This window comes from Paraburkholderia sp. EG304, assembly GCF_046543485.1.
GTDB lineage: Bacteria > Pseudomonadota > Gammaproteobacteria > Burkholderiales > Burkholderiaceae > Paraburkholderia > Paraburkholderia youngii.
Map to the genome: position 1 here is coordinate 1 of NZ_JBKGUA010000432.1, position 264 is coordinate 264.

Here is a 264-nt window from a genome sequence, read left to right on the forward strand (position 1 = left end):
TGGCCAGCCTGTGCCATCTGGCGTGGGCGCAGGTGGTGGCGCGCAGCAGCGGGCGCGAGCAGGTGGTGTTCGGCACGGTGCTGTTCGGGCGCATGCATGGTGGCAGCGGCGCGGACCGGGCGATGGGCCTGTTCATCAACACGCTGCCGGTGCGGCTCGATGTGGATGGAACCGGGGTCGGGGAGAGTGTGCGTCGCACCCACGCGCGGCTGGCGGAGCTGCTCACCCACGAGCATGCCCCGCTGGCGCTGGCGCAGCGCTGCA

General features: G+C 72.3%; 1 protein-coding gene. It reads left to right on the top strand.

Going from position 1 to position 264, the window contains the following annotated elements:
• Positions 1-264 (top strand): condensation domain-containing protein (locus tag ACLFKU_RS44605; RefSeq protein ID WP_410853502.1); only part of this gene is annotated, 264 nt, incomplete at both ends.